This window comes from Haloferax sp. ATB1 (assembly GCF_000730175.1).
Genome location: NZ_JPES01000088.1, coordinates 24,831 through 45,966, shown reverse-complemented (window position 1 = coordinate 45,966; position 21,136 = coordinate 24,831). Strand labels below are relative to the sequence as shown.

Here is a 21,136-nt window from a genome sequence, read left to right as displayed (position 1 = left end):
AAGTGCAGTGGGGGGTGCGACGGCGTCACCCGCGCATACCGCAGTAACCGGGGTGAGCGTGTCCGACGACGAACCGGAAACCGGCGACCGTATTATAATAACCCCGACAATTAGTCATTCCAGTTCCGGAAGCGGCAGTTTCGAAATCACGGAGGTGACGGTGGAGGACCGTTCTGGAACGAAACACAGCGAGGCGAATCAAATCGGCGTTCTCGGTGCCGGCGATACCGCCGAAGTGCCGATTAGTGCGCGCTTCGCCACCGCCGGTGATAAGCGACTGACCGTACACGTCCGCGGTCGGTATTACGGCTCCGATGGTGCGACGTCGGAAATCGTCCACCTCAAGCATCCGGTGTTCGTCACGGTCTCGGAACCGAGCACGTCGACGACAGTTCCGCCGCGGGTCCAAATCGAGACCCGCCAAGCGGTCGCCGAGACTGACACCACCGTGGCGGTCACGGTGTCGAACGGCGACGACGAGGCGCTGACGGACCTGTCGCTCCGACTCGACTCGGTTACCGGCGGGATGCAGGCTCAGACCGCGCTCACGCCGGTCCTCGCCGCGGAGAACTCGACGACCTACGAGTTCACGGTCGAACCGTCGGAGGCGGGCGAGACCGCGCTCAAGGCGACGCTCCGTTACAACGACGGCGAAACCGTCGACGCGTTCGACACCATGCAGGTCGAGCCGCTCCGGGACGACGTGTCGGTCTACGCGACCGCCTTCGAGGAAAACGACTCGGTTGCCGTTCGGTATCGAGTCACCAACCACGGGAACGCACCCATCGACAACGTCGTGATTTCGGGCGCGTCGAACCGGTCGGCACTGCCGACGACCTCGCTTCGGTCGGTCGCCGCCGCGACCTCGGAGACGGTCGTCGTCGAGGTCAACGAGCGCCCGTCGGACACCGCAACGGTCTCCGCGACGTACGACGTCGGCGAGACGACCGGCCGGGCGACGCAGTCGGTCCAGTTCGATTCGTCGACAACCGCCTCGGGCGCGAACGCACTCACCGTGAACCTCGGTAGTACGGACCCCTCGAACTCATCGACGTTCCTGCTCAGTGGCTTCTTCGGTGGTCTCGTGGTGACTGCGCTGTTGTTCACCGGCCGCCGGTGGGTCAGAGACGACTAAACGCCCGCCGTCTCCCGTCCGCTGCTCCCCGCCGTATCGCCGCTTCGACGTAGACGGCTCTCACCCAGCCAGGTCTGCCCGCATCGTCTCCTCCGTATCTCGAATCAAGCGTCGTGGTGGAGCGTACACTGCCGACGACGATTGAGGCTCTTTGCTGGACGAAATCTCTGACCGACTCGTGCTCTGAGTTCAACACGGCCACAGAGACCTCCCCGAACGCTGTCAGAAAAGTCGTGCAAGACTTAGAGGGGGAGTTCAGCAAATCGAGAATAGTCTAGCCGAGGTTGGGGAGTCGAACCCTCCCACAGAGAAAATGATTTACAGGCACGTCCGCAATTACCGGCAATGGGTAGCTACGCAACGCCGCCGAATTGGATCGACGAATCGTCTGATAACGACGAACCACGACTACGACTTGGCGACCTCCTATCTGGCCGACTTGCAGACGTGGACATCGACTCTGTTGCGGCGGTACGTGACGAACGAAGACGAGAATGAAGGTCTTCGTCGATACAAACGTTTTCATCGCTAGTTTAACTGACGAACCGGGTCGTGGCAAAATCGCGACACAGTTGCTCAACGAGGACCACGAGTTCTGTACTTCTATTCTAAACCTCATGGAGATTCGGTCAGTGATGACAAAGAAGAAGCGTGTTGAGCAAGATCGAGTCGAGGCAGTGTTATCAGACATCTACAGTAGCGTGGACATCTACGCGCCCGAAATCAGCGACCAGGTTGCAGCGTATGGATTACAGCAAGACAATCTACTCTATACAATGGACTGCGTGCTTCTCGCATTAGCGAACGATGTTGATGCAACCATGGTTACCTTCGACGGAGAGTTGCTTGATCACGGTGGTGTTGCACCGGACGAACTGATTGACTGACCGCACAGACGCAGTTCTCGATGTGGTCATCTCAACTGGTTTCGCAACACCCGAGCTGAACGTAGAGTGTGAGTTCAGCACGAGCCAACTCAATTTCTCTCAGGATTTCCCAAAAAGTCGATAAGGATACAGTCACTCTTGGTGACGTGGTTCCACCCTCCACAACACCCGACTTCATACTCGCCGGAGTCGCGCTTACCGGTTCGTCGTTTTGGCTGTTGTGGACTCGGAAGAACTCACTGAACAAGACGCTTCAGGCCCTCGTTACTGTGTTCGCATTAGTCGGCGTAACCGCGTTGTTGTTCATGACGCTTCATCGCTTTGGCTACTTTGATGCAGTCTTGTATCCGAGACCTGGGTTCTCTGAACCAACCCCACTGTGGCAGGTTCTCCCGGCAATCGGGGCAGAAATAGCGAGTATTCTCGCTCTTTCGTTCGTCATCACCCGGCGCAAGTTAGGTGAGAATCACAGGAATACAACATCAAACTGAGCCCCCGTCTCGTGCAACATATGCGCCCTGTATTCAGCGCGGCCTCGGAAAACTATCAGTAGATGAGGACTTCAACAGAGCCTCATATCCCGCTACCCAGATTCGCCACCACGCTGAGACGCTCGTCAGACGTAGATTCGGTCGGCGAGGAACTGTTGGACCTCGTCGTACAGAGCCTCGCTGTCGACCGAGTCGGTCGTCGCTTGCCGAAACAGGATCCCAGCGACGAACGTGATGATGTGTTCGCTCGTTCGCTCTGGGTCCACCGGCTTGAACTCCCCCTGTTCGATTCCCGCTTCGATGGTCTCTGTGAGCCGTCGTTTGACCCTGTTTTCCGACTCGGTGAAAATCGAGCGATAATCCGGGTTCGAAATCGACTGCGTTCGCAGTTCGACGAACGCCTTTGCGAGCTGTGTCAGTTCGGTCTCCGGCTGGCAACTCAGCGACGGCGCTGCGACGAACAGCGTCAGAAACCGTTCGAGCTCTTCGCGGGGCGTCGTGTCCTCCTGTTCGAATATCTTCGCGAGGAACCGTCGATGCACGGCGTCTAAGAGTTCCGCCAGTAACGACTCCTTGTTGTCGTAGTAATGGTAGATGACCGATTTGCTAATGCCGACTCGGTCGGCGATTCGCGAGATGGAAATCCCGCTGTAACCGGACTCAAGTAAGACCTGGTGCGTCGCTTCGAGGATGGCCTGTTGTGTCTGATGGCGATCTGTGTCTGCTGAATCCGAGAAGTAGGTCATGAATTCTGGAGTCGTCCGCGCGAGGGGTCTAGCGTAGATAGTGTCGAACCGTACTTAACGGTGTCTTTGGATGGGATCGACAGACGCGTCGACCGCGTACCCGTCGGTCGTATCGCCCCGCGATGTCTCGTCTCGTCTCGTCGGCGTTCCCGATGCGCCCGCCTGCCGAACGACGGCGAGCGACCTCAGTCGTCGTTCGTGTCGTCACCGTCCGCGACGGCTTGGAGCGCAGTCAGCCGCTCGGGCGGGGCGACCCCGCCGAGGACGACCAACACGCTGAGCGCGTCCGCATCCGGCCGCGGGTCGTCGCCGTTTCGAACCTCCAAACTCCCGGTCTGGTCTTCGAGCCAGCCCTGGTTCTGGCTGATCGCATCGCGATTGAGCCACGCCGGCCGCCCGGTAATCACGAGCAGGCCTCTCGATGCCGTCCCGATATCGCAGGGGAGCGTCAACTGTCCGCGGACGGCCTCTCGGGTCTGTGTCGTGATGCGGTTCAGCGAGTCAATCTGGTCGACGGATTCGGTGTCGTCGCCGATGAGACGCTTGAGACGCCCGCGAACGCTCGTATCGCGCGGCGGGAGCGGGCGTTCGGAATACCCGAGCGTCGCCAGCCCACCGCCGCGGAGCGTGTTCATGATCTCGGAGGCATCGACGACGCTTTCGCCGACGTCGTCGGCGGTCGTAACCTCGCCCGCTGCGAACAGCGTGCCGAGGCGGCGCGCGAGTTCCGCGTTGAGCGTGTCGTACGTCTCGTCGGACACCGGCTCTTCTTTGACTCGCGAGGCGGTGTCGAACCCGAAGACGTGGTCCGTGGTCGATACGAGTCGGCGGAGCGACCGCAGCGTGTTCGAAGCGCGCTGTGGATCAGTCGTCGACGTCGAGAAGACGCCGACACCGTAGACCGGCTGGTCGTACATCTCGGAGAGCCGCTCGGCGATGACCGCGGCAGTTGGGCCACCCGTCCCGCCGCCGAGACCGGCGCAGACGACGAAGGCGTCGCTCGCTGCGATCGGTGCATCGTCGGTCGGTTCGAGGAGCTGCCGGTGTTCCTTCTTGGCGGCTTCGGTACCACCGGCGGCGTCACCCTCGAAGCCTTCCCCGTTGGTTTCGGCCGTGCCGAACAGCACGCGCGCGTCTTCGGGGACCTGCTCTAAGGCGTCGAGGTCCGCGGCGGTCGTGTCACACGCCGCCGCGCCGACGATGAAATCCGCCTTCAGCTGGCGCTCGTACTGCAGCAGTTGTTCGACGACTCTCCCCCCAGCCTTCCCTGCTCCGAAGCAGAACACGTTCATAGATAGTCTGGTCTGTTACTCACCGGGCGAAAAAAATCCCGGTCTCCCGCGACTGCGCCCGACGCCTCGTTTCGAGCCCCCGGCGTGCCGGCGGTCTGCCGGCCGCGTGTGGCGTCCGTTCCGTCTCGATACGGCGACGCCGCCGACGGCTTTCAGCGCGTGAACGTCGTCGGGGTCACACCGCACCGCCCGCGCCGTCCGGGCCGCCCGCCGGCTCGGTCGTCTCTGCGTTTTCGCCGTGGACGAGGCGCGCCCAGACGACGAGCGCCGGCGGTAAGACGACAAGCGAGGCCACGTACGAGTACAGAATCGAGACCCCGGTCAGGAGCCCGAACTGTCCGAGAATCGGCGTAATCGCGATGACGAGCACGCCGATTCCGGTCACCGTCGTCAGCATACTGCCGGTGAGCGCGCCACCGGTCCCGCGCACCGAATCGGTCAGCGCGACGAAGACGTCCGTGCCCTCGTCGTACTCCTCGGCGAACCGGTGGACGAGGTGCGCCGAGTAGTCGATACCGAGGCCGATCCCGATCGACAGGATCGTTCCGGTCATCACGTTGAACGGGATATCGAGATACCGCATCGTCGCGGCGATCCCGGCGACGGTCACCATGATCGGGACCAGATTCACAATCCCGAGCGAGGGCCGACCTTCGAGCAGGGCGTAGACGATGATGAGGAAGGCCGCAGAGCCGCCGAGCGCGAGCACGAGGCTGATGAACGCCGACTGCGCGATGACGTCCGAGACGGCCTTCAGAATCACGACGTTGCCGGTCGCGGTCGCTTCCGTGCGGTAGCGGTCGGCGACCGCGCGCGTGTCTTCGGTCACGTCGGCCTGACTGGCGTCGGATTCGACCGCGTACTCGACGCGTGCGGAGGTGTAATCGTCGGTGATGTAGTTGAGCGCCTGGTCGCGCGCGGGCGACGCGAGGAGCGCGTCGTAGATCTGCTTGAGGTTGTCGTCGGGGATGCCGTTCGCGTTGCGGTCGTTCCGGGCGACGAGCGCCGCGAACTCGGGGTCCCGCTCCGCGTAGCTCTGGATGACGGTGATGATGCTCGTCTCCCGCGCGTGGCCGTCGTCGACGACGAAGCTGTCGGGGGGGCTGTCTCCCGCCCGCCACATGGACTCTAAGGTACCACCGTCCGTGAGCGAGCCCTCCACATAAACCGTCGTGACGTCTTCCTCACCGGTCTGGAAGTTGTCTTCGAGGAAGTTCGTGGTCTCCGTCACCGTGTAGTCACGCGGTTGCAGGCTGTTGGGGGAACAGTTCGAGGTACTCCGGGTTGTCCTCCGGCGGGAGGAACGAATCCTGCGTGAAGCGACTATCGACGCCCGAACCGTAGTACCCCATCCACGCGGTACTCACGAGCAACGCGACGAGGAACGCCTTTGGGGCGATGCGGGCGATGTGAATCCCGACGGGGAGGATTTTCCCGAGGAACGAGTCCTCTGCCCCGAGCGGCTCGGACCCGAACTCGGGGAACCCGACCCGCTCTCGGAGGCGGTCCATGTACACCTTGGCCGCCGGCAGGAAGATGCCGAAGATCAGGAAGGTGAACACGATTCCGACGGCCGCGACGATACCGAAGTCCCGAATCGGCCCGAGGTCGCTCGATGCGTTGGCCGCGAAGCCGATTACGGTCGTCCCCGTGACGATGGTGAACGCGACGAGAAGCTGGTCAGTCGCCGTTCGCATCGACTCCTGGATTCCGAAGCCCTCGGTCCGCTCTTCGCGATACCGATTGATCGCGTGGATGCCGAAGTCGATACCGACCGCGAGGAGGAGCGGCGGTACCGCGATCAGCATCTGCGAGAACGCGATTCCCGCCAAGCCCATGAAGCCGAACGTCCAGAGGACGGCCATCGCGAGGGAGACGACCCCGATGAGAAGGTCGATCGGGTCGCGGTAGGCGAACACCAAGAAGAACAGAATCAGGACGACCGCCGCGGGCACGACGAGCGCGAGGGAGTCGCCGATGACCGAGGCGAACTCTTCGGAGAGGATTCCGCTACCGAAGACCCGGATATCCCCGCCGACGGAGCCGACGATGAACTCGGCGTGTCGCTGGATATCCGTAAGCGGGCTCTCGCCGCCCGTCCCCGCCGAGTCGGACACCTCCGCGGTGAGCGAGTGGGTGACGATGCCGATGGTCGCGGACGCCGACGCGGAACGCGCGTTGAAGTCCTCGCTCAGACTCGCCCGAATCGCGGGGTTCTGTTCGACGGCGACTTGGACTGCGCGGTCGATTTCCGTCGGCGTCGCCTGCTCGACGGCGTCGATCTCCTCGGCGAGCGTCGTGGCCGACGGGTCTATCGTTCTGGCGACGGCGCGGGCGACGCTCGTCGTCTGCACGACCGATAGCTCGGGATTGGCTTGCAACCGCTGTTGGGCCCTGAGCATCCGGAGTAGCTCGGGCTTCGACAGGACGTTCGTCCCCGATTGAATGAGCTGTGTCGTACCGGTGTCTTCTTCGAACGCCACCCGCTCGAAGTTGTCGTTGACCTCCTCGAACGCCTGATACGCGGCGACGTCTTCAGTAAACTGACTGGTTCCAGACGAGGTTCCAGACTGTCCAAGCCCGGCGGAAAACCCCGCCGAAAGCAGTAAGAACGCGAGGAGCACTGTCTTCGGTTGGTCGACTATCCAACCGTCGACAACGTCGATGTAGTGCTGGTAATCGATCTGGAAGTCCATTAGTTACTCGTCCGTGTTGAAGCGCCGCCAGCCGAACACGCCGAGCACGCCGATAACGACGACCGCACCGACGATCAGCCCAATCGGGAGGCCGCCGCCCTGCGACTCGGTCACTTCGATCGGCGTGGTGTACGTTTGGGACACTTCCGTGTCTCCGTCCGGCATCTCGTACTGGAAGTCGAAGGAGACCGGATAGCGCTTCGGCAGCGCGTCGGCCCCGGCGCTCAGCGCAATCGTGAACTCCTCGGATTCGCCCGGCTGGAGCTCGCTGATTATCCCCTCGTCGTTGTCGCTACTGAGGGGGTCTCGGACGAACGCCTGGGCTTCGATGTTCGTGAGTGGCTCGTCGCCGTTGTTGGTGACCCGCACGCGGACCGCTCTGTCACTTCCGGCTTCGATCGTGTTGTTGACCACCTCAACGATAAAGCGGTCCTGATGCGGAGCGATCTCTGCGTTGGTCGTGAGCCCGTCGCTGACTCGAATGTTCCCGCGGCTGTTGCGGTACTCCACCGAGAGGTTGAGCTGTTGAACGTTCGCGCTCGCGGCATCGCTAACGCCGACCTCGTATTCGAACGCGGCACTGTCGCCCGGTTCGAGGTCCGGCAGCGCGTACTCGGACGTCTCGACGTTGATGTTCGGATTGCTCGAACTGAACCGGAGCACCGGGTCGTCGACGCGTTTCGGCCCGTTGTTGACGACCGTCCCCGAGACCGTTCCGTCCGCGCCGACGCGGAGGTTCGTAGAGACGTTTTCGAGGGCGAAGCTCTGTTCTTCGGCGGGGGTGACGCCAATGTTCAGCGTTCGCGACGTTCGAGCGATGCCGTCGGTGTCGGTGTAGTCGACGTCGAGATTGACCGTGTAGCCGCGCACCGTGGCGTCTTCCGCGAGCGAGACGGTGTAGTTGACCGTCCGACGTTCGCCGACGGCCCAGCGGCCGACTTGCGCGGTCGAACTCTCCGAACCCGTTCCGAACACGAGTTCGTCGCTCCGCGAGGTCGCCGTGACGCTCGCTTCGCTCGCAGCGCGGGTGCCGGTGTTTTCGATCGTCACGGCGAGGTCGCCAGTGTTCCCGACCTGCGCAGTCGACGACGTTTCGACGACTTCGAACCGCGGCTGGTCGCGGACGCGGACCGTCACGTAGTGGGTCCTCGTTCGCGTGTTATCCGTGTACTCGGCGCCGGACGGGTCGTAATCGACGAGTCGCGTGTACGTGTACGACACCTCGATCGGAATCCGATACGTTCCGGGGGTTGCATTCTCGGACACCGTGATATCGATTGGCGAAAGGTCGACAGTCCCCGTCGGGACATTTCCGGCACCGATAGTGCCGGTGTTAATCTCGATGGGCGCGTCCCCGGACTGTGCTTCGACAGTGACGCCGCGGGCGGTCGTCACGCGGCTTTCGTATCGCTCGGGGCCCGATTGATCGATCTGACCGTTGTTTCGGAGTGTGAGCCGGAGCTGCGACTGCGTCCCGGGCTCGAACTCGCTCGTCGAGGTGAACACGTCGATGTCGGGCGACCCGTACACCTGCCCCGAACTGGCGGTCTGGGCGACGACCGGGGTGACCAACGAGGTAGTCAGCACGAAGACGAGACAGAGGGCAAGTAGCGTAGAACGAAGTGTGTCTCTGTACATCAGTGCGTTTCAGACGTGAGGAGGAGGGCGCTGATTCGGCAAGGCTCTCGGGACAACACCTGTGTATACATCTCTACTAACAGTAGCGACACACAACTAATATCTTTTGTGGACACTGGTCGGTGAATCTACAAAAAATCTCCAACTAGACGTGGTAAATCACGTCAAACGGACGGTTATTGAGGGTAGTGACGGCCGGTGACAGCACGCAACCTAAAACTGGTCTCTCAACTGACGTGCAAGCGTCCTACAGGCGTTTGAGGATGGTGACTGTGACAGAAAGTACTTACTGCCGGACCAGATAGTCAGGGGTATGAGTCCACGGACCCGCTCGATACGAACATTATCTGTTATCTTCTTGTTGATTCTCGGGCTGACGGCGGTTCCTAGCGGCGCAATCGCTGTGCACGCGTTGGACCCCACAGACGAATCGGTGCGGTTCGCGGACGCCCAGCGGGTCGAACAGCAAGGCGACTTCGTAAAACGCACGCTGGTCCTCAACAACACCGACGAGGCTAGTCTCCAAATCTCGTCTGCGGAAGGCGACTTCTCGGCGACCGTCTTAGCGACCGACGGCTCCGGCGACGGCGTTGTCACCGTGGTGTTCGACACGTCGAACGCGAACGCCCCCGACGCCGCGTTCCGGACGGCGGACGCAAACGACACTGTCTCTGTCCTCACGCGCCCGAACGCGGCCGCCCCTGAAGCACTTCCGACCGGCCGGTACAACGTAATCGCCTCCGCCGGCCAGACCCGGATTGCGGACCGTCTCTGGATTGAGCCCCCATCGGTCCGAGGGAGCGCGGCGTGTTCGGTACCAGCCACCCAGCAGCCCGGTAACGTCGATTGTGCTGACCGATCGCACGGGAGTGGGTCCGCTCCCGTCGTCGCGGTCGGTGACGACGCAGTCGTGCAGTACCACGTGAGCGGGCTCGAAAGCGCTGTTCAGCCCTCCGCTCCCGGCACACAGCAGATGTTCGCACGGAACGCGTCTACGGGCGCGCACACGACACACGTTGTACAGTGGTCGCCACAGACGGATGCCCGTACGAGTCAAACGCTCCGAATCGACTACCGTGCAGGTCCATCTCCCTCCCTCCACAGTTCGCAGTTGATCGAACACATCGGAATTGATACGGATGCCGACGGTGAGATCGATCGGTCGCTCAGAACCGCCGTCAATCGATATCAGGTCACATCCAGTGGGGGGCTGACAGTCGCATTCGACGAGCCGATCTCAGTCGCGGATAACGAGACGCTGCTGTTCGAATATCACGTTGTCAACCCCCGTACGGAAGGAACTGGCGCTGTTTCGGTGACGTTCGGAGAGGAGACCGCCCACAGTCGTCTCGAATACGCGTCGAATGCCCTCGGTAACGTGGGTCCCGGCGTCGACCTCCGCGTCGAGAGTTCCGAGATGGACTTCGTCTCCCCGCAGACTGTGTTCGACGTCGCATACGACGCGGAGACTGACACGCTCAACGTCGTCGCTGACTCCACGCGCTTGGAAACCGGGACGTACAACGTGACCGTCGTAATCGACAGCGAGATCCACGCTGACGGGAAGCGAGTTGTACTGACCGAGTCGTTTGCGGTCGCCGAACCGTCGGTGGACAATCTCACGGCGACCATGTCCGGAACGAAGCTTAACGTCTCGGCACGGACCAACCTCGCCCCACAGACCAAGATGGATATCGACCTCACGATGACACAGGAGGGCACCACCTATTTCTCCCGGTGTCTGACGACCGTCGGCCAGAACGGCGTCGTCTCTTGTAACTTCACGCCGGCGAAGTCTGGGGCCGCGAACGTCTCGATCAGCCACAACGACACGGTCGTCGCGGGGCCGCAAGAGATCGAAATCGAGTCGAACGTGACAACCCGCGATGACCCTCACCCACGTGGTACCGCCGCCGACGCACGACTGAAGTCGTGGCTCGTCCGTGGACGCTCGACCTGACGACGTAGTCTCGCAGGCGGTGTAACCGCCGTCCCCGACGTGGGGGTGCGATGATTCCGCCAACCCGTCTGGACGTGTGCCCGACGGAACAGTTGGCAATCTCAGACGGCTGTTTTTCGAAGCGCTGTGATCACGATTCGCTAAGTTCCCACAGTTGCTACCCTCGAACTGCCCGCCTGAGATGCGGTTCGGCCCCGACTGAGAGCCGTGCTCCGAGCGACTCGTCTCGGCGGTCGTGATTCCTCGCCGCGTTTCGTCTACTTCTGAGGATGGGACTGCCGTCATCGCGACCGTGCTTGTCAGCGTCGTTGCTGGGGGGTTTGGTCGGGGAGTGGCCTGCTGGAGGCCGTTTTCTCGCGCGTCCGTTCCCGAGGGTTGGCCAGAGCGGTCCGACCGTCTCCACTATCATTACTGACGTTACGTGCGCGCGAGGACCCGACGCCAAGTGCGAGACGGCAACGGGAATAGTGACCAATCAAGCAACAGAAACAGAAAGCATTTACCAAGGCCGCTTATATGGTTCTACCGTACCCCTGCCCATCCCCCGCTAGTAGGGATCCGCGTCATAGCGATGTGCGTGGAAAATACTGGCGCTACAAGTACACTATGACAAAGCTCAAAAACCAAACGCGTGCGATACTTCTCGCAGCGCTAATGGTAACCTCCGTCTTTGCGGGGACCATCGCGCTGACCGGAAGTGCCGCCGCGGAGCGTGGAAATCTCGACGCAGATAACGAAGCGTTCAACAAGACAATTGCATCCGGAGACCGTGTCTTCCTCGGTGAGGAGATTAACACCGACGCAGGACTCGGCGCTTCGAATCCGCTTCTGACGGGTACGGCAGGTAACGCGGAAGGCGTTACGCTGGACCTTTCCTCGCCCATCCCGCAGAGCTCGGATGACCAGCCGCTTGGTACGTACTCCGCTGACGGTGCGTCTAGCGGATCTGCCAACGTCACCCTCCTGGCGCCCCGTATCACGGACAGCGAAATCGTGACGGCGTCCGGTGGCGACGTTACCGGCTCCTCCATCAGCTCGGGCGACGCTGATGAGCTCTACGTCAACGCTGACTACAACTACGAATCGGCCGAGAAGGTCGAGGTCACCGTTGAAGACCCGAGCGGAACTGACATCACCAACGAGGTTCTGACCAGCTCCGACGGTCTCGTCGACGACGGTACGACTGGCACGCAGAACGGTGCCCAGCTCGACATGTCCGGTCAGGACGCTGGCGAGTACACGATCATCATCGAAGGCGCTGAGGACCTCGACTTCGGCTCGGCGTCCGAGACGCTGACGCTGACGATCTCGTCGCAGGACGAGGTCGGCATCGAACTCGACAGCGAATCCGTGACGCAGGGTACTGACGTTCAGTACACCGTCACGAACGGCATCGACGGCAACGAGCACGTCGTTGCAATCGACCTCTCCGACCTCCGGAACGACGCCACGACGGAAGACGCCAAGGCGGTCTTCCGTAACATCGGCGACACCTCGGAAGTCGGCATTGCGAACAGCAGCGCTACGAACGCGAGCGGCTCCTCCACGGGCCCGACCGTTGAGACCGCTGACATCGCGTACGCAGTCGTCGAAATCGACGGTGCCAGTGCAGTTGGCGGCGTTGAAACGCAGTATCTCGACGACAGCGACGTCGACCTCGAAGTCTACGACGCTGGTGTGAGCGCGACTGCAGCAGTCGACGCTGACCCGACGAACGACATCACGCTCACCATCGAGGAGGGCGGTGCATCGCTTTCGAGCCCGACCGGTCAGTACGTCGTTGGCTCGGAAGTCGACATTAACGGTACGGCTACCAGCTCCGACAGCGTCGCAATCTACGTCCGCGACGATGGCGACTGGCAGCTCCTCGAAATCGGCGGCGACAACGAAATTAACGTCGACTCTGACGACACGTTCGAAGAGGAAGACGTTGCGATCTCGAACCTCCCCGGCGACGGTAGCAGCATCCTGTCGCTGACGGGCACTTACCGCATCGGCGTCATCGACGCGTCCGACGCTGACGTTGACGGTAACGGTGACGTCGACGGTTCGCTTTCGACGTCTGAGTTCACGAGCGGCGTGAGCAGCAGTAACTCGCTCCGCGTGGTCGACCAGGGTCTGACCGGTCAGTTCAGCACGATCAACGGTCAGGTCGCTCCTGTCGACTCCGGAACGGTTGACGTTAACGGTACCGCCTCCGGTGCCGACACCGTCCTCGTCATCTTCGTCGACGAGCGCGGTAACGTCAACTACCAGGAAGTGAGCGTTGACAGCGACGGTACCTTCGACGAGGACGACATCACCGTCGGCCTCACGCAGGGCCGGATCACCGCCCACATCCTCTCGGTCGGTCGTGACGGTAACGTCGGTGACGGCTCGCTTCCGCCGGCTGGCGGCAGTGGCGACCTCTCCGAACTGATGACCTACCTCGACGACCTTGACGCGGGTAGCAACAACGGTGAGCAGGTCAACGAGCTCATCGCCTCCGAAACGGTTGACGAGACGGCGAGCGACGACCTGATCGTCACCGAGACGTTCCGTCTGGCCGAGTCCTCGACGTCCATCGACTCGATCTACCCCGACGCCGCTGAAGCGTCTGGCATCAACCCGGTCGCAACCGGTGAAACGATGGTCATCGCTGGCTCGACGAACCTCAAGCCGGACGACAACACCATCAGCATCGAAGTGACGAGTGAAGACGGCACGTCCGTCGCACTCGAAGACACTGACGAGTGGAACAACGACGGCCAGTGGATGGTCGAAATTGACACCACCGACTTCGAGACGGGTACGTTCACCGTGGAAGCCGACGACGGCGACAACACGGACACCGTGAACGTCGAAATCGTCTCCGAGCGTGAGGACACGACGACGTCCTCCAACGCGACGGAAACGACGACGACCACGGACGAACCCACGGAAACGACGACGACCTCGGAGCCGACTGAGACCACCGAGGAGCCGACTGAGGAGACGTCCACCACGTCCTCCAACACGCCCGGCTTCGGTATCGCAGTCGCTCTCGTCGCACTCGTCGGCGCGGCCCTTCTCGCACTCCGCCGCGAGAACTAACGCCGCCGTCCCGCCTCGTCACTCCGACGAGGACGTGACGACAGCAGACGAGTAACCAACCGGATTCGTTCCGGTCTTTTTATTTTACCCGACCAACCCGAAGAGACACTTCTGACAGACGAGCGTCGCCACCGAGACTACGGTGGAGACCGACGACTGGGTCGTCCTCACGTACTTCTGGAACGGAGTCAGGACTCGGAGAGCTCTGGCACATTCTCGAACAGCGGGCGGCGTCACCCTAAGCGAGCCCGGAAGACAGAGAGCTGTTCACTCGGGAACGGGGAGACTGCTCGTGAGGAGCTGTGAGAACGCCTCGGCGAACGTCGTGTTTGCGCTCCAAATCCGCGATCTCGGGTGCCGATCGGTTACTGCGGACACTCAGGAGGAAGCTATCCGAATCGACGAGTAACAGCCGCACTGCGTGGTCGCCTTTGGACTGTTGCGGTGGGATCGACACGGCGGACACGCAGTCGATCTCTCGCCACTGGTCCGAAATCTCTTGGTCGCTATCCTGAAGCAGGTGTACCGAGACGTCGCGCGAACAGCACGAGCGGACTGTACTCAGGAGTTCGGCATCCGGATGACCGAGGCTCTCGGCACCGTAGATCACTCGCATTTCGGCTTCGTCGATGAGTTGGCTGGCCCGGCCGATGATCGCCGGCGTGCCCGTGATCGTCCACACGTCTTCGTTCTGTTCGGCCGCCGGTGCGGTCTGTCGTTCGAGCGTCTTGAGTCGGTCGAACGCCGTGTCGCGCTTAGATGCGAATTCGCGACTGAGTTGCGACTCGACCTCGGACAGCGATATCGGTTGGAATACCTGTGGATTCGCCTGTTGGACGCTAATGAACCCTCGCGACTGCAGTTCTTTTGCCGTCGTATACACCTGCGAACGGGGGACGTCCGACGTCTTCGCAACCTCGCGGGCCGTTCCCTCACCGAGTTCGATCAGTGCGGTAAACACCCGCGCCTCATACGTAGACAGACCGAGCTCGATGAGCGCGTCGATCGCTTCGCTGTTGTTCATGGGTGAACTACCTCTCGGAGAGTGGTAGCGGTTTGGGTATTTGTCTCCCTTGATTCCGCTCTTTCGTTGCGTGGGGCTCCCACATGGATGCGGAAGGTGCTTGGCCTGTGAGACGGACCTAGTCGTACGTCATCTCGGAACGTTCAATCCCCCCTCGACAGAGAGGACTGCCCGAGAGGCGGCTTGAGACCGAAATAGATTAGTATCGATGGATTTGAGGATAAGAAAGGTTGGCGTCAAGCCAGCCTCTGTATGGGCAGTCACCGGATCGACCCAACTAGTCGTGTTAGCGGCCAGTTGTTTGATGGCTGTAACGCGAGTAATCGACACCGATTTGCTTACTCGCAACGACAGGCCAGCACCACTTCATCTTGGGTCGGCGGCTCCCGATTTCGGGACCGTATCGCCCCGTATCTTCGGGTCCGTCTCCGTTAATCCTGCTCCGAATTTCAACGATGATAGTTGGGTCTGTAGATTTATCTTCGAAACGCCCACTGGCTAGTGTATTCGAACATGGACTCCAAGCACGTGGGTTGGGCGGCCGCAGTTCTACTGATACTCTCTTTTGCTGCAGGAGTAACCGCCGCGGCGGAGCCATCGACGACAACTGGAGACGTGGCTATCGATGTTCCGGACACACACCGGCAGGTCGAACGGAACAATTCGACCGACCGTTCAGAGCCGAGTCTGACGCTGGTTATCGAAAACCGGACTGTGGTCGACGGGGACACGGTTACGACCGGCGACAACCCCGAACTCACGGTTCGAGCAAACAGTTCAGCGGCAATCGAACTGCTCGTCGTCCGCGTGGATGGAGACAGCCGACGGATATATACGCCGAACAGCACCGCGGTCCAGGAAACGGCAACGCTCGATGTGAACGCTGGCGAGCACGATCTGGAGGTTCTCGTAAAGGAGGGCGGGAGAACCACGACCCACAGGGCAACGATAATCGAGGATTCGATCGCCCCGGCGTTGGTGTTCACGTCGCCGTTCCGGACGGGCAACACCAGTATCTACGAAACCCCCGAGAACAACTATACGATCAATCGGTCTCGAATCAGCCTCGACGGGACGCTCTACGACCACTCGGACGTCGAGCAGGTGTCGATCGAACTGCGGTATCACGGCCAGGGTATCGATACTCCCTGGGGCTTCCGAAAGCGGGTCGTGATCGACGATCCGAACACGTCGATTTCGAAACCGCTTCGTTTGGGGCCGTTCGACGACAGCGTGGGCGCTGGCCAAAACAGTCTCAAGATTACGGTGCTCGATTCGCGCGGCCACCGTCGTCAGTACAATGTCAACATCTACGTCAAAGACGAGACGCCGCCGTCGATTGAGATACTCAACCAGAGCCTCGTCAAAACACGCTCGGCGGTTCGGTTGACCATCCGGGTGACGGACGCGGTCGGCATCCGCTCGATCGGTGTTCGTCGCGGCTCGGCGGACGGCTCGGGGTTGAACTACGAGGTCCAACCGAAGCCAATCGGTGCACGGCCAATCGAACACACGTTCACGAGGACGATACCGATCACGGGAGACCGTCGGAACATCACCATCGTTGCGGACGACGCCACCGGCAACGCGACGAAACGAGAACTCGCGGTGAACGTCACGCAGCTCGTGCAACCGGCCATCGAACTCCAGCCGGACGCGATTCGGGTCAGCGACGACCGGGTCCACGTCGAGGGTCGCGTGTACGATGGCCGCGTTACCAGCGTGTACGCCGAGACGGTCGGACCGGCCGGCGACACCGTCGATTTAGCGCAGATTTACGGTGGGGGCGTGGCCAGCGACGTTACTATCAACGAAACGCTCCAACTGGACGGGTACCCGGCGCGTGTTCGGGTCCGTGTGACCGATTCGACCGGGAGAGAGCATATCGAGACGGTTCAGGTCGCACCACCGAACGCAACGGCCGACGAACCGAACGCGTCGACGCCGACTCCAGCCGGCTCGGTGCGCACGAACACGCCGTTACCCAGCGTCCCCTCGGAGCCCTCGTCTGACGGACTCATCGACACGCTCGTCGAGGCGGTTAGAAACCTGATTTCGACAGTTTCGTGGGGCGAATCTCTCGGGGCGTAATCCGGGGGAGTCTCGTCGATGCTCCGTGAGGGTTGGCGTTTCTCACCCCGTTCGTTGCCTCCGGGCGTCGGTCACCGACCTCAACGGCGAACCCCTTGCGCGTTAGCGCGGGGGATGGTAAGAAACGCGGGGGAGCGTCACACTCGCGACGAGCGGATGGCGGCCACGCGCTCGGAGATCGAGTCCAAGAGGACGAGCGTCGGGGGGAGTGTCGCCAGCGACGCGATGAGGGTCAGGAACACGACGCCGACGGTCAGGAAGCCGAACCCGCTGAGAATCGGGAACGGCGACAACACCAGCGCCGAAAAGCCGAACACAGTCGTCATTCCCGACACGCTGATGGCCTTTCCGACCCGAGTGGCTGCGGTCTGAACGGCATCGAGTCGACTGACGCCCGCCTGCTGCTTCTCTTGGTAGTATCGGTCCATCACGATGATGGTGTACTCCGCACCGATCCCGACAGTCATCGCCCCGAGACTCGCACCGAGTGGCGAAACCGGGATGTTCAGCAGATACATGTAGATGTTCTGCCAGCCGATGACGAACACCATCGGGATGAGCGGCGCAACAGCCTTCACCAGATTGCGATAGTACAGGAGGAGCAGGACGAACACGAACAGGACTCCCAGTCCGGTCGTCACGTTTCGTGAGTTGATCTGCTCCACGATGGAGGGCGTCGCAATCGCGGCGGTTCCCGTGATGTCCGCCGTCACTCCGGGCGGCGGACTACTGTACGCGATCGACTCGCGCGTGTTCTCAAGGAACGAGAGGGCTTGCTGGGTGGTCATATCCTGTGCGGAGTAGACCATGATGTGCGCACGCCCGTCGTTGTAATACTGGAGTTTCTGTCTCTCGGGGATGGTTTCGAGCACGCGCTTGACGCCACTCTCGGTTTGGGGGATTTGGCCCCCGTTGTGCTGTTTAATCAGCGTCGCTGGCGAATCGACGCCTTGTACCAGCGGGGCCTGTGTTGCGATGTGCTCGAAGTCAAGCATCCACTGCAATGTTGTCGGGTGTTTGAGATTCGTGCCGGTCACGAGCACGTCGTAACTCGTGCTCGAACCGCCCCCGGCGACAGAGCGGAACTGTTGGAGGTCGGTGTACGCGGGGAGGTCCTGCGGGATGAACCCTTCCGTATCCGCGAGCGTGTCGAGTGACCCGCCGGCCTGAAAGCCCACGAGAGCGATCAGCAGCGCGATGCTGAGGACGAGCACTGGATGACTCGCGAGCGTCCGCGCCGAACGGCCGAGCAGTTCTCCAACGAGGCCGACGCGATCTGAGTCGCCTTGGGACTGCGTCGTTTCGGCCGTCGTCGGAGCGTCGTCTTCGGTCGGCGTTTCGCCCGTCGAGTCGTCCCGCCGGCGAACCCAGAGGGTGAGAAGCGGGAGGAGAACGAGAATCCCCGCGACGAAGGTGAGAAGCACGCCGAAGATCGAGGTCTGGGCGAACCAGATAATCGACGGCGACGACGTCGACACCCACGTCGCTCCGAACCCTAGGGCGGCGGCGAGCATAGCGACGAAGACCGGTGGGCCGATCCCGCCAAGCGCCTGCGGAAGCGCTTCGCGCGGCGGATGGTTTTCGAGTTCTTCCTCGTACCGCTCGTGGAACTGCACGGAGTAGTCGATGCCCAGCCCGATCAAGATGGGGAAGACCGCGCTGGTCATTGTCGAGTTGGGGACTCCAGCGTATCCGATCGCTCCGAACGTGTAGATGACGCCGACGAAGACGGCGACAATCGGGAGGAGACGGAGGCGGACGCCGCGGAACAAGAAGAACAGCGCCACGACCATGAGCCCGATCGCGAGGCCGAGTAACTGCTGTGTACTCTGCTGGATGAGCGTCGAAAGCTGTGCAGAGAACGCGGCACTGCCAGTGACGGTTACCGTCGTTCCGGCGGGGAACTCCGCCCAGTCAGTCGCTTCTACGGCCTGCGTGTAGATGGGGCGTTCGTCCTGTTGAGAGAGCCCCGTATCGAAGACGATCTGGACGACCGTGTAGTCCGGTGATCCGATAACGCTCCGAATTTTCGCCTCCGAATCGGGGATTCGGCCGTACTCTTGACGGACCTGGTCTGCCGGACTCGTTACGGTCTGGACGTTCGCCTTCGTCGACATCTGCCGGTCGACGCGGTCGATCGCGTGGAGTGTCTGCGGTTCCGAAATATCCCCCCGTACGAGAACGGCAATGCTGCCTCGGTCAAACGATTCCGTAAACGCGTCGAACGTTGGGTTGTCCGCAACGAATGCAGCGTCGCCAGTAACGCTCGTGATCTGCGCAGCACCGCCGAACGCTCCGAAGATCAGCAGGACTGCGAGGAGCAGCACTGCGACTGGTCGCTGTTGGACCTGTCTTCCGACCGTGCTGAATACCTCGCGTAGCTTATCCATGGTTACTCCTTGTCCCGTCCATGATCCGTCATCGACGGCGGTAGACGACGGCTATCGCTCCGATCCCGAGGAGTGCGAGAACACCGATTACCGACATCGGGATCGGGAGTCCACCGCTCGACGGGGACAGGGCGATGCCGACCGGCAGGCCGTCAGTGTATTTCGTGTCGCCGTCGGCCTCGTCGTACCGGACCTCGACCGAGGCGTCGTAGGCTTTGACGATCGCTTCCGAGCCGGCGCTGACGGTGAACGTCGCCGTCTTGGTTTCTCCCGGCTGCATCTCGCCGAGATACGCACCGTCGTCGGACGTCGAAATCGGATCGCTCACGAAGAGCTTGGCGTTCGCCGCCGAGATCGGCTCTTCACCGTTGTACTGCACCTCGACGTCCACCGTCTCGGTCGTCCCCGGCGAGACGGCCGTACTGACGTTCACGACCGTGAACGGGTCCTGTTCCGCCCCGATCGAGATCGACTTGCGAATCGGCGACGACGTCGTTCTCACGTCGCCGTCTTGGTTCTCGTATTCGACGATGAACGGGAACGTGTTCGTCCCCGGCTCGGCGCTCGCCGGAATCGAGACGGTAAAGGAGACCGGCTGGGACTCGCCCGGTCCGAGGTCACCGATTGCGGACTCGCCGTTCGTCGGCGTCACAACGGCTGTGTCTCCGATACGGACGGCGACGTTGCTCACGGAGCCGCTGCCCGTGTTCACGACCTGCGCGTTGATCTTCGCCTCTCCCTCGTCGACTCTGAAGCGTTTCGTCTCGATGTCCCTGATCTCGAACGTTCGCTCGGGGTTGACCGTGACTCCGGTCGTCAGCGTATCCGAGGTCTCGGTGACTCCGTTTTGGTTCTCGTACGACACGGCGAGGTTGACGGGGTACGACCCGGCTTGGGTTTCTCCCGCCGCACCGACTTGGACGGAGAGGTTCGCCCGCTCACCCGGCTGGAGCGACGGAACGTACAGGCTCGTCGACGACTGCGGGTTCTGCGTCGTTCCGAAGAAAATCGTCGGCGACTGCGTCGTGAGCTGAACCGACGACGACGTGGCGGTTCGCGTCCCCGTGTTTTCGAGCGTGAACGAAAGCTGGCCGGTGTCCCCGGCGAACACCGCGTTGTTGTCGTCGTTCACGACCTCGAACTGCGGACGGTCTTCGACTTCGACCGTCACCGACTTTTCTTTCGTGACCGTCCGCCACACGTATTCCGGGCCATCGACGTTGCCGTACGTGACCATCCGGACGTACTTGTACTGTACCTCGACGGGAATCTCGTAAGTACCCGGCTCGGCGGCACCGATCTCGATGTTGAAATCGAAGCGGCCGGTTCCCGAGTCGGGGATCGTGCCCGCCGTCACGGTCCCCGTTTTCACGTCGATCGGCGCGTCGATCTGCTCTTCGAGAACCTTCATCTGGACGCTCTGCGCAGTCTGGACCTCCTGTTCGTACTGCGCCGGTCCGCCCTGTTCGAGCCGTCCGTTGTTACTCGCGACGATCGACAGCGTGGCGGATTCGCTCGACCTGTAGGTGTTGTCCGACACGCTTAGCGAGAGTTCCGGATTGCCGTACACCGAACTCTCGGCCGACACCGGGACCGCCGCGATTGACGTTACTACTAGCACACAAAGGAGTATCGCTGATTTGTTCCGTACCATCGTGGTAATCTGTTAATTGTCTAACTGCCCACTCGTCAGTCGAGTAACCGAGTCTTCGCT

Annotated in this window: 12 protein-coding genes and 1 pseudogene; 6 read left to right on the top strand and 7 right to left on the bottom strand. The window is 61.6% G+C overall.

The window, feature by feature from the left end; translation table 11 throughout:
- Positions 1-160: 160 nt before the first annotated feature.
- From ATB1_RS14645 to ATB1_RS21000, 3 genes are all read left to right on the top strand, one after another.
- Positions 161-1,135: a hypothetical protein gene (locus ATB1_RS14645; RefSeq protein ID WP_042665153.1), complete on the top strand. Its 975-nt coding sequence runs from the start codon at positions 161-163 to the stop codon at positions 1,133-1,135.
- Between the two features lie 494 nt (positions 1,136-1,629).
- Positions 1,630-2,022 carry a putative toxin-antitoxin system toxin component, PIN family gene (locus ATB1_RS14640; protein WP_042665000.1) on the top strand — a complete coding sequence of 131 codons (393 nt, stop codon included), beginning with the start codon at positions 1,630-1,632 and terminating at the stop codon, positions 2,020-2,022.
- Positions 2,023-2,090: 68 nt separating this feature from the next.
- Complete coding sequence (locus ATB1_RS21000) at positions 2,091-2,513, top strand: hypothetical protein (RefSeq protein WP_241768273.1); 423 nt, start codon at positions 2,091-2,093, stop codon at positions 2,511-2,513.
- A gap of 125 nt (positions 2,514-2,638) precedes the next feature.
- Here ATB1_RS21000 and ATB1_RS14635 read toward each other — a convergent pair whose 3' ends face one another.
- The 4 genes and pseudogenes from ATB1_RS14635 to ATB1_RS14620 form a co-directional block, all read right to left on the bottom strand.
- A complete protein-coding gene (locus ATB1_RS14635; protein WP_042664997.1) occupies positions 2,639-3,259 on the bottom strand; it encodes a TetR/AcrR family transcriptional regulator in 621 nt (206 codons plus the stop codon).
- A gap of 185 nt (positions 3,260-3,444) precedes the next feature.
- On the bottom strand, positions 3,445-4,551 hold the full coding sequence (locus ATB1_RS14630; protein WP_042664994.1) for a tubulin/FtsZ family protein: 1,107 nt from the start codon (positions 4,549-4,551) through the stop codon (positions 3,445-3,447).
- A gap of 175 nt (positions 4,552-4,726) precedes the next feature.
- A pseudogene (locus tag ATB1_RS14625) lies at positions 4,727-7,247 on the bottom strand (RND family transporter).
- A gap of 3 nt (positions 7,248-7,250) precedes the next feature.
- Positions 7,251-8,777, bottom strand: a complete 1,527-nt coding sequence (locus tag ATB1_RS14620) for a COG1361 S-layer family protein (RefSeq protein ID WP_052368028.1) — start codon at positions 8,775-8,777, stop codon at positions 7,251-7,253.
- A 466-nt stretch (positions 8,778-9,243) separates the two neighbouring features.
- Here ATB1_RS14620 and ATB1_RS14615 point away from each other — a divergent pair, with 466 nt between their 5' ends.
- Complete coding sequence (locus tag ATB1_RS14615; protein ID WP_241768286.1) at positions 9,244-10,845, top strand: hypothetical protein; 1,602 nt, start codon at positions 9,244-9,246, stop codon at positions 10,843-10,845.
- Between the two features lie 606 nt (positions 10,846-11,451).
- A complete protein-coding gene (csg, locus tag ATB1_RS14610) occupies positions 11,452-13,917 on the top strand; it encodes an HVO_2072 family ArtA-dependent S-layer glycoprotein (protein ID WP_082256436.1) in 2,466 nt (821 codons plus the stop codon).
- 238 nt (positions 13,918-14,155) lie between these two features.
- On the opposite strand, the gene ATB1_RS14605 is transcribed toward csg, so the two are convergent.
- Entirely contained in the window at positions 14,156-14,941 is a 786-nt protein-coding gene (locus ATB1_RS14605) for a TrmB family transcriptional regulator (RefSeq protein WP_241768271.1), read from the bottom strand.
- A gap of 513 nt (positions 14,942-15,454) precedes the next feature.
- Here ATB1_RS14605 and ATB1_RS14600 point away from each other — a divergent pair.
- The gene (locus ATB1_RS14600; RefSeq protein WP_042664985.1) at positions 15,455-17,032 is read left to right on the top strand and encodes a hypothetical protein; all 1,578 of its coding nucleotides are present in this window, start codon (positions 15,455-15,457) and stop codon (positions 17,030-17,032) included.
- Positions 17,033-17,169: 137 nt separating this feature from the next.
- Here the strand turns inward: ATB1_RS14600 and ATB1_RS14595 are convergent, their stop codons facing one another.
- On the bottom strand, positions 17,170-19,422 hold the full coding sequence (locus ATB1_RS14595; RefSeq protein ID WP_042664982.1) for an RND family transporter: 2,253 nt from the start codon (positions 19,420-19,422) through the stop codon (positions 17,170-17,172).
- A gap of 28 nt (positions 19,423-19,450) precedes the next feature.
- A complete protein-coding gene (locus tag ATB1_RS14590) occupies positions 19,451-21,010 on the bottom strand; it encodes a COG1361 S-layer family protein (protein ID WP_042664979.1) in 1,560 nt (519 codons plus the stop codon).
- Between the last annotated feature and the right edge of the window lie 126 nt (positions 21,011-21,136).

What these genes read in the sequence shown, in the direction of transcription:
- ATB1_RS14600 (WP_042664985.1), top strand. Translation starts at nt 15,455, where the DNA reads ATGGACTCCAAGCACGTGGGTTGGGCGGCCGCAGTTCTACTGATACTC.
- ATB1_RS14640 (WP_042665000.1), top strand. Translation starts at nt 1,630, where the DNA reads ATGAAGGTCTTCGTCGATACAAACGTTTTCATCGCTAGTTTAACTGAC.
- ATB1_RS14605 (WP_241768271.1), bottom strand. Translation starts at nt 14,941, where the DNA reads ATGAACAACAGCGAAGCGATCGACGCGCTCATCGAGCTCGGTCTGTCT.
- ATB1_RS14595 (WP_042664982.1), bottom strand. Translation starts at nt 19,422, where the DNA reads ATGGATAAGCTACGCGAGGTATTCAGCACGGTCGGAAGACAGGTCCAA.
- csg (WP_082256436.1), top strand. Translation starts at nt 11,452, where the DNA reads ATGACAAAGCTCAAAAACCAAACGCGTGCGATACTTCTCGCAGCGCTA.
- ATB1_RS14630 (WP_042664994.1), bottom strand. Translation starts at nt 4,551, where the DNA reads ATGAACGTGTTCTGCTTCGGAGCAGGGAAGGCTGGGGGGAGAGTCGTC.
- ATB1_RS14635 (WP_042664997.1), bottom strand. Translation starts at nt 3,259, where the DNA reads ATGACCTACTTCTCGGATTCAGCAGACACAGATCGCCATCAGACACAA.